This window comes from Streptomyces collinus, assembly GCF_031348265.1.
Lineage (GTDB): Bacteria > Actinomycetota > Actinomycetes > Streptomycetales > Streptomycetaceae > Streptomyces > Streptomyces collinus.
This window is the reverse complement of sequence record NZ_CP133771.1, coordinates 3,478,838-3,491,468: the sequence shown is the minus strand read 5'-3', so window position 1 is coordinate 3,491,468 and position 12,631 is coordinate 3,478,838. Positions and strand designations below refer to the sequence as shown.

At 71.8% G+C, this 12,631-nt stretch carries 10 protein-coding genes; 7 read left to right on the top strand and 3 right to left on the bottom strand.

Translation table 11 applies throughout. The features are described from left to right. Positions 1–3: 3 nt before the first annotated feature. Positions 4–1,356: a glycerophosphoryl diester phosphodiesterase membrane domain-containing protein gene (locus tag RFN52_RS15675; RefSeq protein ID WP_184847013.1), complete on the bottom strand. Its 1,353-nt coding sequence runs from the start codon at positions 1,354–1,356 to the stop codon at positions 4–6. A 140-nt stretch (positions 1,357–1,496) separates the two neighbouring features. Here RFN52_RS15675 and mtnA point away from each other — a divergent pair, with 140 nt between their 5' ends. The 7 genes from mtnA to RFN52_RS15640 all read left to right on the top strand — a co-directional run bounded on the left by mtnA (position 1,497) and on the right by RFN52_RS15640 (position 10,684). Further along, positions 1,497–2,645 carry an S-methyl-5-thioribose-1-phosphate isomerase gene (mtnA, locus tag RFN52_RS15670; RefSeq protein ID WP_184847011.1) on the top strand — a complete coding sequence of 383 codons (1,149 nt, stop codon included), beginning with the start codon at positions 1,497–1,499 and terminating at the stop codon, positions 2,643–2,645. Positions 2,646–2,819: 174 nt separating this feature from the next. Further along, a complete protein-coding gene (gene mtrA, locus RFN52_RS15665) occupies positions 2,820–3,509 on the top strand; it encodes a two-component system response regulator MtrA (RefSeq protein ID WP_009188938.1) in 690 nt (229 codons plus the stop codon). Between the two features lies 1 nt (position 3,510). Then, positions 3,511–5,703 carry an MtrAB system histidine kinase MtrB gene (mtrB, locus tag RFN52_RS15660; protein ID WP_229856330.1) on the top strand — a complete coding sequence of 731 codons (2,193 nt, stop codon included), beginning with the start codon at positions 3,511–3,513 and terminating at the stop codon, positions 5,701–5,703. Continuing rightward, positions 5,693–7,522: an LpqB family beta-propeller domain-containing protein gene (locus RFN52_RS15655; RefSeq protein ID WP_184847009.1), complete on the top strand. Its 1,830-nt coding sequence runs from the start codon at positions 5,693–5,695 to the stop codon at positions 7,520–7,522. Before mtrB ends, RFN52_RS15655 begins: the two co-directional genes overlap by 11 nt. Before the next feature lie 278 nt (positions 7,523–7,800). Continuing rightward, the gene (locus RFN52_RS15650; protein ID WP_184847007.1) at positions 7,801–8,724 is read left to right on the top strand and encodes a ComF family protein; all 924 of its coding nucleotides are present in this window, start codon (positions 7,801–7,803) and stop codon (positions 8,722–8,724) included. 312 nt (positions 8,725–9,036) lie between these two features. Continuing rightward, complete coding sequence (hpf, locus tag RFN52_RS15645) at positions 9,037–9,732, top strand: ribosome hibernation-promoting factor, HPF/YfiA family (RefSeq protein ID WP_062927201.1); 696 nt, start codon at positions 9,037–9,039, stop codon at positions 9,730–9,732. Positions 9,733–9,937: 205 nt separating this feature from the next. Continuing rightward, positions 9,938–10,684: a response regulator gene (locus RFN52_RS15640; RefSeq protein ID WP_107455305.1), complete on the top strand. Its 747-nt coding sequence runs from the start codon at positions 9,938–9,940 to the stop codon at positions 10,682–10,684. 9 nt (positions 10,685–10,693) lie between these two features. Here RFN52_RS15640 and RFN52_RS15635 read toward each other — a convergent pair whose 3' ends face one another. After that, entirely contained in the window at positions 10,694–11,866 is a 1,173-nt protein-coding gene (locus RFN52_RS15635) for a winged helix-turn-helix domain-containing protein (protein WP_184847005.1), read from the bottom strand. A 69-nt stretch (positions 11,867–11,935) separates the two neighbouring features. After that, positions 11,936–12,502: a GNAT family N-acetyltransferase gene (locus tag RFN52_RS15630; RefSeq protein WP_184847003.1), complete on the bottom strand. Its 567-nt coding sequence runs from the start codon at positions 12,500–12,502 to the stop codon at positions 11,936–11,938. Positions 12,503–12,631 lie beyond the last annotated feature (129 nt).

Below are 12,631 nucleotides of genomic sequence, written 5' to 3'. Positions count from 1 at the left end.
GCATCAGCTCCCCGGGGTGGCGCCGGGGGCGGTGGAGCCGTAGCCCTGGACACCGGCGGCGCGGGCCAGTTCGAGGTCGAGGGCCTCGCGGCGGATGCGCTGGTCGATGTAGAGGAGCACGGTGACGCCGGCCGTGATCGGGAACGTGATCATGGAGCCGATCACCGAGCCGATGCCGCTGATGATGAGGAACGTCCAGCCGAGGCTGCCGACACCGGTGCTGAGCCAGCCGGTGAGGCCGTCGCCGCTGAGGGCCGCGGCGAGGAGGGTGAAGGGGATGACGATGATCGAGGCGACGACGTTCGCGATGAGCGTGGCGAGCAGCTGGATGCCGAAGATCCGCCACCAGGTGCCCTGGACGAGCTTCGCGGAGCGGCTCATGGCCTTCTTGATGCCCTGCTTCTCCAGCATGAGGGCGGGAGAGGCGAGGGAGAAGCGGATGGCCAGCCACAGGGCGACGATGCCGGCGCCGATGATGCCGAGGACGGTGAGGGCGACGCCCGGGCCGCTGCTCCCGGAGATGGTCACGAGGAGGCCGGGCAGGGCTCCCACGGTGACGACGCCGACGGTGATGAGCAGCAACACACAGATGAGGCCGAACAGTTTGAGGATCTGGGGGCGGGCGTCGCGCCAGGCCTCGCCGATGGTCACCGACTTGCCGAGCACGGCGCGGCTGGTGACGGTGGTGAGCAGGGCGGTCGCGATGACGGTGCCGACCAGGGAGATCACGAAGACGACGCTGGAGCTGAGCATGGCGTCGCCCATGGCGCGGCTCAGCTCGCTGAGGGTGGCGCTGGGGTCGTTGAGGGCTTCGGTGCTGGAGTCGTTCAGGACGAGGCCCTGGAACAGGACGACGATGAACTCGGTGAGGACGGCGACGGTCAGGGAGATGCCGAGGACCGTGCGCCAGTAGGTGCGCATGGTGGAGACCGCGCCGTCGAGGATCTCGCCGACGCCGAGCGGGCGGAGCGGGATGATGCCGGGCTTGGCGGCGGGCGGGGGCCCGCCCCAGCCGCTTCCCCAGCCGCCGTGAGGTCCGGGCGCGCCGTATCCGGCGTGACCTGCGGGGCCGTAGCCGCCGGGGGGCTGGTTGCCCCATCCCGGGCCGGGGGGTGGGGGCGGGGGCGCCTGGCCGGGTGCGGCCGGGCCGCTGGGGGCGGACCACTGGGCCGGTGGCGGCTGCTCCTTGGACCACTGCGGGCCGGGGCCCTGCGGGGCCTGGCCGGGCTGGGCCGGCTGGTCCGCGGGCTGTGCGGGGGCGGGGCGGTCGGTGGGCTCGGCAGGGCCGGAGTGGTCCGGCTTCTGCCCGTCGGACGGGGCGGATCCGGGCGAGGCCCAGCCCGGAGTGTCGTTCATCGTCGCTCCTTCACGGTGCCCGTCCGCGGTCGCGGCGGCAGGTTGGCAGCCATCGTGCCATGGGGTGGTCTTGGAGTGACCGGCCGCGGTATGGGCTGCGTACCTTCAATTGTCCGCTCGATTGGGGGCAGACTGACGGCATGGCTGATCAGTACGCGCACAGCGGCGATGACAAGCGGCCGACCGAGATCCCTGCGATCCGCTGGGAAGAGCCACCGGAAGGCCCGGTTCTGGTCCTGCTGGACCAGACGAGGCTGCCGGCCGAGGAGGTCGAACTGGTCTGTACGGACGCGTCCGCACTCGTGGAGGCGATCCGCTCGCTGTCGGTGCGCGGGGCGCCGCTGCTCGGCATCGCGGGGGCCTACGGCGTCGCGCTCGCCGCCATGCGGGGCTTCGACGTGGACGAGGCGGCGGCCGCGCTGGCGGGTGCCCGGCCGACCGCGGTGAACCTGGCTGTGGGTGTGCGCCGGGCGCACTCGGCGCACGACGCGGCGCTCGCCAAGGGCGGGGACGTCCGGCAGGCGGCCGCGGCGGCGCTGGCCGCGGCGCGGCAGCTGCACCGGGAGGACGCCGAGGCCAGTGGGCGGATGGCCGAGCACGGGCTGGCGCTGCTGGACGAGCTGCTGCCCGGTGGCGGGCACCGGGTCCTCACCCACTGCAACACCGGTTCGCTGGTGTCGGGTGGCGAGGGGACGGCGTTCGCGGTGGCGCTCGCGGCGCACCGGACGGGGCGGCTGCGGCGGCTGTGGGTGGACGAGACGCGGCCGTTGCTGCAGGGCGCTCGCCTGACGGCGTACGAGGCGGCTCGCAGCGGGATGGCGTACACGCTGCTCACGGACAACGCGGCGGGGTCGCTGTTCGCCGCGGGGGAGGTGGACGCGGTGCTGATCGGGGCGGACCGCATCACGGCGGACGGTTCGGTGGCGAACAAGGTCGGGAGCTATCCGCTGGCGGTGCTGGCGCGGTACCACCATGTGCCGTTCATCGTGGTGGCGCCGGTGACGACGGTGGATCTGGACACGGCGGACGGGGCGTCCGTCGAGGTGGAGCAGCGGCCTGGGCATGAGGTGACCGAGGTGACGGCGCCGCAGGTGCCGGTGGTCGGTGCGGAGGCGGGTGGTGGGATTCCGGTGGCGCCGCTGGGGACGCAGGCGTACAACCCGGCGTTCGACGTGACTCCGGCCGAGCTGGTGACGGCGATCGTCACGGAGGAGGGCGCTGTTTCGCCTGTGACGGCTGAGGCACTCGCCGAGATGTGTGCGCGGTCACGCCGGGTGGCGGCGGGCTGAGCGGGGCGCTGCACGGGGTGCACGGGCCGGCGGCGGGCTCCGGCACCTTCGCCTCTCCGTCCTGCTGGAGATCATCTACGGGCCGGCGAGGGCAGACAGTAGCGCTTGCTGCGACTATGGTCACTGGCCGGTGACCTACCTCACCACTGCCTTCGCCACTGTTATGAGAATGGGATGATGTCGTTTATGAAGGGACGAGTCCTTGTCGTCGACGACGACACCGCACTGGCCGAGATGCTCGGCATCGTGCTGCGTGGTGAGGGTTTCGAGCCGTCGTTCGTGGCCGACGGGGACAAGGCGCTGGCCGCGTTCCGTGAGGCCAAGCCCGACCTGGTGCTGCTCGATCTGATGCTGCCCGGCCGCGACGGCATCGAGGTGTGCCGCCTGATCAGGGCGGAGTCGGGTGTGCCGATCGTGATGCTGACGGCGAAGAGCGACACGGTCGATGTCGTCGTGGGCCTGGAGTCGGGCGCCGACGACTACATCGTGAAGCCGTTCAAGCCGAAGGAGCTGGTGGCCCGGATCCGGGCGCGGCTGCGGAGGTCGGAGGAGCCCGCTCCGGAGCAGCTCGCCATCGGTGACCTGGTCATCGATGTGGCGGGGCACTCCGTGAAGCGGGACGGGCAGTCGATCGCGCTGACGCCGCTGGAGTTCGACCTGCTGGTCGCGCTCGCGCGCAAGCCGTGGCAGGTGTTCACGCGCGAGGTGCTGCTGGAGCAGGTCTGGGGTTACCGGCACGCGGCGGACACGCGGCTGGTCAACGTCCATGTGCAGCGGCTGCGCTCCAAGGTCGAGAAGGACCCGGAGAAGCCGGAGATCGTGGTGACCGTCCGTGGTGTCGGATACAAGGCAGGGCCGAGCTGACATGTCCGGCGACAGTGCCGCTTCGGCGCCCGGCCGGTCCGGGGCCCGCCCGGAGCGGCCTGTCGGGCGGAAGAAGCCCGGCTCCCGCTGGGGACGGTTCCTGGAGAGCGGGCTGCTGCTCCAGGGCGGAGTCCAGGGCAGCCCGGTCATCCGCCTGTTCATGCGGTGGGTGCGCCGGCCCTTGCTGCCCGTCATGCGGCTGTGGCGGCGCAACATCCAGCTCAAGGTCGTCGTCACGACGCTGCTGATGTCGCTGGGCGTGGTGCTGCTGCTGGGCTTCGTCGTCATCGGGCAGGTGCGCAACGGCCTGCTGGACGCCAAGGTGAAGGCGTCCCAGAGCCAGGCCACCGGCGGGTTCGCGGTGGCCAAGCAGCGGGCCGACGAGGCGGCGAGCGGCACCGGCGACGACGGCAGCACGTCGGTCGGGCGTCCCGCGCAGAACGTCACCCCGTGGATGAGCGACCTCGTCTCCTCGCTGTCCAGCGGGGGCCAGGGCGCCTTCGACGTCGTGACGCTTCCGGCCACCGACGGGGAGGGGGCGGGCGGCCGCGGGCAGCGTGCCTCCGGCGAGGTGGACTGGAACAGGAGCGTGCCCGCTGACCTGCGTGAGCGGATCGGCCACAGTACGACGGCCGCGCAGAGCTACACCCGCATCACCTACAACAACCCGACCAAGGACTCCCAGCCGGGCCTGGTCATCGGCCAGCAGGTCGACGACCCCAACGGTGACCCGTACCAGCTGTACTACCTCTTCCCGCTCACCCAGGAGGAGAAGTCGCTGAGCCTGGTCAAGGGCACGCTGGCGACGGCCGGGCTGTTCGTCGTCGTGCTGCTGGGGGCCATCGCCTGGCTCGTCGTGCGGCAGGTCGTCACGCCGGTGCGGATGGCGGCGGGGATCGCCGAGCGGCTGTCGGCCGGGCGGCTCCAGGAGCGTATGAAGGTCACCGGCGAGGACGACATCGCGCGGCTCGGCGAGGCCTTCAACAAGATGGCGCAGAACCTCCAGCTGAAGATCAGCCAACTGGAGGACCTGTCGCGGATGCAGCGCCGGTTCGTGTCGGACGTGTCGCACGAGCTGCGGACGCCGCTGACGACCGTACGGATGGCCGCGGACGTCATCCACGAGGCGCGGGTGGACTTCGACCCGATCACCGCGCGGTCGGCGGAGCTGCTCGCGGACCAGCTGGACCGCTTTGAGTCGCTGCTCGCGGACCTGCTGGAGATCAGCCGGTTCGATGCGGGCGCCGCGGCGCTGGAGGCGGAGCCGATAGACCTCAGAAACGTCGTACGGCGGGTGGTCAGCGGGGCCGAGCCGCTCGCGGAGCGCAAGGGGACGCAGATCCGGATCCTGGGTGACCAGCAGCCCGTGGTCGCCGAGGCCGACGCCCGGCGCGTGGAGCGGGTGCTGCGCAACCTCGTGGTCAACGCCGTCGAGCACGGCGAGGGCAGGGACGTCGTCGTCAGGCTCGCCGCGGCCGGCGGTGCCGTCGCCGTGGCGGTGCGGGACTACGGCGTCGGGCTCAAGCCGGGCGAGGCGACCCGGGTGTTCAGCCGCTTCTGGCGGGCGGACCCGGCACGCGCGCGTACCACGGGCGGCACGGGCCTGGGGCTGTCCATCGCCCTGGAGGACGCGCGGCTGCACGGCGGCTGGCTGCAGGCGTGGGGCGAGCCGGGCGGCGGTTCGCAGTTCCGGCTGACGCTGCCCAGGACCGCCGACGAGCCGCTGCGGGGCTCCCCGATACCGCTGGAACCCAAGGACTCCCGGCGCAACCGCGGACTCGACGACGCCGGTCTGCCGTGCGGCGGCGGGGACGGCGAGAAGCGGGCGACCGTGCCGGCGCAGCCGGTGAGCGGGCCGGTGTCGCAGGGGGCGAAGCGGGACCCGATACCGCCGCGGAGCGCCCCTACGGCCGATCCGACGGCGCTGCCCGGCAATGGTTCACGTGTGGTGCCCAGGCCTGCCTCAAGCACGCGCCGGCAGGACGAACCGGCGGGAGCGGAGCAGCAGGCTCCCGGCGACGGCGTGGGTCGCCCGGAGGGGGCGGGGCGCGAGGGTGGTGCCGACGGCGGGGCCGGGCGGGATCCGGTCGTGAACGGGCCGCGGGACGAGGACGACCACTCTGCGGGAACGGGCAGCCGGGCGACCGGCCCCGGAGACGTGGACAGGCAAGGGGAGGCATCTCGTGGGCGCTGACCGCGAGGGGCGCGGCCGGCGCAGGCCCGCGCGCGTGATGGCGTACGCCGCCGGTGGCGTTCTGGTGCTGGCGGGGTGTGCCTCGATGCCGGACAGCGGGGATCTGCGGGGCGTGGAGTCCACACCGCGCCAGGAGACCCAGGTGCAGGTGTTCGCCGTGCCGCCGGGGGAGGATGCGTCGCCCTCGGAGATCGTGCAGGGCTTCCTGGAGGCGCTCACCAGCGACGATCCGCACTACAAGACCGCGCGCCAGTACCTGACCGGCGACGCCGCGAAGACGTGGCGGCCCGAGGCGTCCGCCACGGTGCTGACGGACGGGCCGGGTGCCAAGCCCGAGCCCGGCGGCGGCGGGGAGGACACCGGCGAGATCTCGTACATGCTGACCGGCACCAAGGTCGCCACCGTCGACTCCCAGCAGGCGTACGCGCCCGCGACCGGGGCGTACGGCAGGAGCGTGCACCTGACGCAGGACGACAAGCGGCAGTGGCGGATCGACGCGCTGCCGCAGGGCGTCGTCATCGGCGAGTCGGACTTCCAGCGCAACTACATGTCGGTCAGCAAGTACTACTTCGCCTCGAACACCGACGCGGCCGGATCGAAGTCGCGGCCCACGGCGGTCGCCGACCCCGTCTACGTGCGCCGGCGCGTGGAGCCCATGACGCAGATGGTGAGTTCCCTGCTCAGCGGGCCCACGCGGTGGCTCGGACCCGTGGTCAGATCAAGCTTCCCCACCGGCACGGCGCTGGCGAAGGACGCCGGCGCGCTGACGCCGGACGACCGGAGCAAGCTGACGGTCCCGCTCAACGACAAGGCGGAGGGCATCGGCACCAACCGGTGCGAGGAGATGGCCGCCCAGATGCTCTTCACGCTGCGCAACCTCAGCCCCGCGGTGGAGGAGGTCGAGCTGCGGGCCGGAGGGGCGGAGCTGTGCTCGCTCACGCAGGAGGGGGCCGACTCGGCGGCCTCCCGCAGCTCGGCGCGGCACCCCGACTACCTGTACTTCGTCGACGGCAAGCACCGGCTCGTACGGATCGCCGCGGGCAGCAGCGGCAACGAGCCGGACCCGGCGCCGGGCGCCCTCGGCGAGGGTGACACGGCGCTGCGGTCGGTGGCGGTGTCGCGTGACGAGCACACCGCGGCCGGCGTCAGCCTCGACGGGCGGTCGCTGTACGTGGGCTCGCTCGTCTCGGGCGGTTCGCTGGGCGAGCCGGTGCTGCGCAGCCAGGGCCGGTCCGAGAAGGACCGGCTGACGCCCCCCAGCTGGGACGCGGACGACGGCCTGTGGGTGGCCGACCGCGACCCCGACCGTCCCCGGCTGCTCCTCTTCGAGGAGGGCAAGGGCGATCCGCTGGAGGTGCGTGTGCCGCACCTGGACGGACGGGTCCAGTCCGTGCGGGTCGCCGCCGACGGGGTGCGGATCGCGCTGGTGGTGGAGAAGGGCGGCAAGAAGACCCTGCTCGTCGGGTTGATCGAGCGGGACGAGAAGCCGGGTGAGAAGCCGGCCGTCAGGGTGGTGGAACTGCGCTCCGCGACGCCGGAGTTGGAGGAGGTCACCACCATGTCGTGGGCCGGTGACAGCCGGCTCGTGGTGGTCGGGCGCGAGCACGGGGGCGTCGAGCAGATGCGGTACGTCCAGGTCGACGGCTCCACCCCGGACGTGCCGGCGCCCGCGGCCCTGACCGGCGTCAAGGAGGTCACCGCCGCCGAGGACGACCAGCTGCCGCTGGTGGCGTACTCGGTGGACGGCATCGTCCGCCTGCCGTCGGGCGAGCAGTGGCAGAAGGTGACGGAGGGGACGGCGCCGGTCTATCCGGGGTGAGCTGTGAGCGCCCCCGGTGGCAGGTGTGGCCGGGCGTGCTGGATGTGGGCGGCCGCTCCTGCCGAGGCCGGACTCGGGAGGGGCGGCCGCCGGGTGTTCGGGGGGCGTGCCGTGGGGCCGGTGCTCGTCGCCTCCGGCTTGTGGCTCCTGTGGCTTCTGCGGGGCGTCACTCGTGTGGGGGATAAGCCGGTGACGGGGCGGCTGGTTGTCCACAGGCGGTCGCCCACGGTTGTCCACAGGGGTGGCCGGGCCTCGCCCGCCGGGGCACAGTGGTGGTCATGCGGCGGTGGTGGCAGGACCTGACCGACCTGGTGCTGCCGGGTGAGTGCGGGGGTTGCGGGGTGCCTCGTACGGTGCTGTGCGCGCGGTGCCGTGCGGTGCTGGGCGGAAGTGCGGTGCGGCGGGTGCGGCCGGTGCCGGAGCCGCCCGGGCTTCCCGCGGTGCACGCGGCGGCCCGGTACGCGGACGAGGTCCGGGCGACGTTGCTGGCCCACAAGGAACGGGGCGCCCTGGCGCTCGCCGGACCGCTCGGAGCGGCGCTGGCGGAAGCCGTACGGGCGGGAGTGCGGGACACCCGGGCTCCGGCGCGGGCCGGAGGGGCCCTGCCCCCGGGCGGCAGGGCTCCTGTGCTCCTCGTGCCGGTGCCGTCCGGGCGGCGGGCCGTGCGGGCCCGGGGGCATGATCCGGCGCGGCGGATCGCGTTCGCGGCCGCGGGTGAGTTGCGGCGGAGGGGGCTTCCGGCCCGGGTGGCCGGCGTGCTGCGCCAGCGCCGGGCCGTGGCCGACCAATCGGGGCTCAACTCCCGGCAGCGGCTGGACAATCTCGCGGGCGCGCTGGCGGTGGCTCCCGGCGGCGCCCGGCTGCTTTCCGGGGGCCCGGTCGTCCTCGTCGACGACGTGATGACCACCGGGGCCTCCCTGGCGGAGGCCGCGCGTGCCGTGCGGGCGGCCTCGGGCGGGCGGCGGGCCGCTTTCGGGATGACGGGGCCGATTCCGAACGCCTCATGCACTTCGGCCGTGTATGCGGGAGAGACGTGGGAAAGCAGAGAGGAACAGAACGTCGGATCAAGGCGGGAGAGGATGGGCCGGCGGCCCGCCCGGCAGGTGAACGCGGGCGCGGACGACGTCGGCGGAGTCGTCGAGGTGCTGTGCGCGGCAGTGGTCGCGGCAACACCGGACTCTTTCGAAATAAACCGGAACTGACTGAGATCTTGTGTCGTTGCAGGTAACGAGAGGGCCTATTCACCTGAACGGAGGTACGCCGCAGTAGAGGGTGACGACATCCGTCCGGGCGAGATATGTTCGGTTGAAGAGGGAAAGCCGCAGGCCACACCTCTCGAATCCGAATGCCGTGCCGCGAGTTTTTCTTCATCACTCGCGCCGGTGGAGTGGAGATCTCGCTCGCGGGGGAGGAGGTGGAAGTCACCGAGTCCGAGGTTCCGGGACTCACCGGAGCCTGGTGCAAAAGGGAGACGCTCCGCACCGCAGCGGAGCGATCCGGGAACGGAGTTCTGCGTGGACATCGTCGTCAAGGGCCGCAAGACCGAGGTGCCCGAGCGGTTCCGGAAGCACGTGGCCGAGAAGCTGAAGCTGGAGAAGATCCAGAAGCTCGATGGCAAGGTGATCAGCCTCGACGTCGAGGTGTCCAAGGAGCCCAACCCCCGGCAGGCCGACCGCTGTGACCGAGTGGAGATCACGCTCCGCTCCCGCGGCCCGGTGATCCGGGCGGAGGCAGCGGCGAGCGATCCGTACGCGGCGCTCGACCTGGCGGCGGAAAAGCTGGAGGCACGGCTGCGCAGGCAGCACGACAAGCGGTACTCGCGCCGTGGCGCGCGCCGGATCCCGGCCGCCGAGGTCGCCGACCACGTCCCGGGCGTGGCGACGCTCAACGGAAACGGCCTGGTGCCGGCTCCCGAGGAGGAGCCCGAGGCCGTACCCACGAAGAAGATCGGCTCGCTGGAAGTGCAGGGTGACGGCCCCATCGTCGTCCGCGAGAAGACCCACGTCGCAGCACCCATGACCCTCGACCAGGCTCTCTACGAGATGGAGCTGGTCGGGCACGACTTCTACCTGTTCGTCGACTCCGAGACCAAGGAACCGAGTGTCGTCTACCGACGACACGCCTACGACTACGGCGTGATCCACCTCAGCACGGACACGATGGTCACCCAGGCGCACGCCCCCGACGCTGGCGGTGCGCTCGGCGGCTGACCGTGCCGGGTGACAGCGGAACAGGTGCCCCTGGAGCGCGTGTGCGCCCCCAGGGGCACCCCCGTGCGACCACTTCGCGCCCCGCTCCGGCACCCCGGTGCCGTCCGGGCATGAAATCATGGTGGCCACGGCCCAACCGGTGGGTCGTTGCTCTGGGTTGGCGATGGCTCAGGACCTCAGGCCACAGCCTTCAGGGGGAGGAACGATGGCGGACAGCTTCGGACCGATGCGTGACGAGGATGCCGACGACGGCGTCGTCGGCATGGGCCCGGACTCGGGGACTCCACGCAAGGAACCGATCAGAGTCCTTGTGGTGGACGACCACGCCTTGTTCCGCCGGGGCCTGGAGATCGTGCTCGCGGCCGAGGAGGACATCCAGGTCATCGGGGAGGCGGGCGACGGCGCCGAGGCCGTCGAGAAGGCCGCCGACCTGCTGCCCGACATCGTCCTGATGGACGTGCGGATGCCCAAGCGGGGCGGGATCGAGGCGTGCACCTCCATCAAGGAGGTGGCACCCAGCGCCAAGATCATCATGCTGACGATCAGCGACGAGGAAGCCGATCTCTACGACGCCATCAAGGCGGGAGCGACCGGCTATCTCCTCAAGGAGATCTCCACGGACGAGGTGGCCACCGCCATTCGCGCGGTGGCCGACGGGCAGTCGCAGATCAGCCCGTCCATGGCGTCGAAACTCCTCACGGAGTTCAAGTCGATGATCCAGCGCACGGACGAACGCCGGCTGGTGCCCGCGCCGCGCCTGACCGACCGCGAACTGGAAGTCCTCAAGCTCGTCGCGACGGGAATGAACAACCGTGACATCGCCAAGGAGTTGTTCATCTCCGAGAACACCGTGAAGAACCACGTCCGCAACATCCTGGAGAAGCTGCAACTGCACTCCAGGATGGAAGCGGTGGTGTACGCGATGCGGGAGAAGATCCTCGAGATCCGCTAGGACGCGGTCTCAGCCGAGAAGGCGGGCGAGTTCCTGCGCCAGGGGCTCGCGAAGCTCCGGGGTGTCGACGCGTTCCACGCGGGCGTCCGTGCAGTCCACCCACGTCGCCGCCTCGGCCAGGGCCTGGGCGACGGCCGGGACGGCCTTCGGGCCGTCCAGGGTGACCTGCTTGGCCACCAGCGTGCGGCCCTCGCGGGCCGGGTCCACACGGCCGACCAGACGGCCGCCGGCCAGGACCGGCATCGCGAAGTAGCCGTGGATCCGCTTCTGTTTGGGGACGTAGGCCTCCAGGCGGTGCGTGAATCCGAAGATCCGCTCCGTGCGCGCCCGCTCCCAGATCAGGGAGTCGAAGGGCGACAGGAGCGTCGTGCGGTGGCGGCCGCGCGGGGGCGTCTCCAGAGCCGCGGGATCGGCCCACGCCGGCTTGCCCCAGCCCTCGACCGAGACCGGGACCAGGCCCGATTCGGCGATCACCGCGTCGACCTGCTCGCCCTTGAGGCGGTGGTAGTCGGCGATGTCCGCGCGGGTGCCCACCCCCAGGGACCGGCCCGCCAGGCCGACCAGGCGGCGCAGGCACTCGGTGTCGTCGAGCTCGTCGTGCAGCAGATCGTCGGGCACGGCGCGCTCGGCAAGGTCGTAGATGCGCTTCCAGCCGCGGCGCTCCACGCAGACCACCTCGCCGTACATCAGGGCGCGTTCCACCGCGACCTTGGAGCCGGACCAGTCCCACCAGTCGTTCGTCTTCTTCGCGCCGCCCAACTCCGTCGCCGTGAGGGGGCCTTCGGAGCGGAGCTGCTTGATGACCTGGTCGTACACGCCGTCGGGCAAGTCGTGGTTCCAGTGCGGGCGGTTGCGGTAGGCGCGGCGGCGGAAGGCGAAGTGGGGCCACTCCTCGATGGGGAGGATGCAGGCGGCGTGGGACCAGTACTCGAAGGAGTGCGTGTCCTGCCAGTAGGCGTCTTCCACCGTTCTGCGGCCGACCGCGCCCAGCCTCGCGTACGGGACGAGTTCATGGGAGCGGGCCAGGACCGAGATGGTGTCGAGCTGTATCGCGCCCAGGTGGCGGAGGATGCCACGGACACCGGAACGGCGGTCGGGCGCGCCGATGAAGCCCTGGGCGCGGAGCACGATTCTGCGGGCCTCGTCCGCGGAGAGGTCTGCGAGGGGGCGAGGGGTGGTCATGGGCGCAGCGTAGGGGGTGGGACTGACAACGAGGGGTGGCCTGCGGATTCGCCGGGACGGCCGGGCAGGTCAGCGGGCCGGCAGGTACGGGGCGGTCGAGGGCAGGCCCATGTCCGAGGGGAGCAGCGAGCCCACCCAGGTGTCCCGTCGTACTCCCTTGTTGTTCGCCGCGGAGCGCAGCGTGCCCTCGATCGTGAAGCCCGCCCGTTCCGCCACCGCGCGGGAGGCCCGGTTGCCCACCTCGGCGCGCCATTCGACGCGGTCGAGCGCGGCGCGGGTGAAGGACCAGCGGCAGGCGGTGATGGCGGCCTCGGTGACGTAGCCGTTGGCGCGGTGCTGCTTGGCGGCCCAGAAGCCGATCTCGCCCATGCCCAGGGTGCGCATCGTGATGCCGAGCATGCCCGTCAGTTCCCCGGAGTGCAGGAAGACGCCGAAGGTGAACATGGAGCCGTCCCTCCAGCCGTCCGGGACCAGTTGTTCCGTGAAGCTCTGGGCGTGCTCGCGCAGGTAGGGCGAGGGGATCGTGGTCCAGCGCTGGATGTCGGGGTCCTGGCAGGCCTCGTACACCGCGTCGGTGTCCTCTGGCCCCACCGTGCGCAGCAGGAGACGGTCCGTGGTGAGGGTGACGGGTTCCATCGGGCGATTCTGCTCGGATGCCGGGCGCGATGTCTCGTGTTTGCCCTCGGTGAAGAGGTGGTCACGGGTTGTGCAATTCGGTGGAGGGGTGCGGCACTATCCGAGGGGGCCGCACGTTGTCCCCTTTGA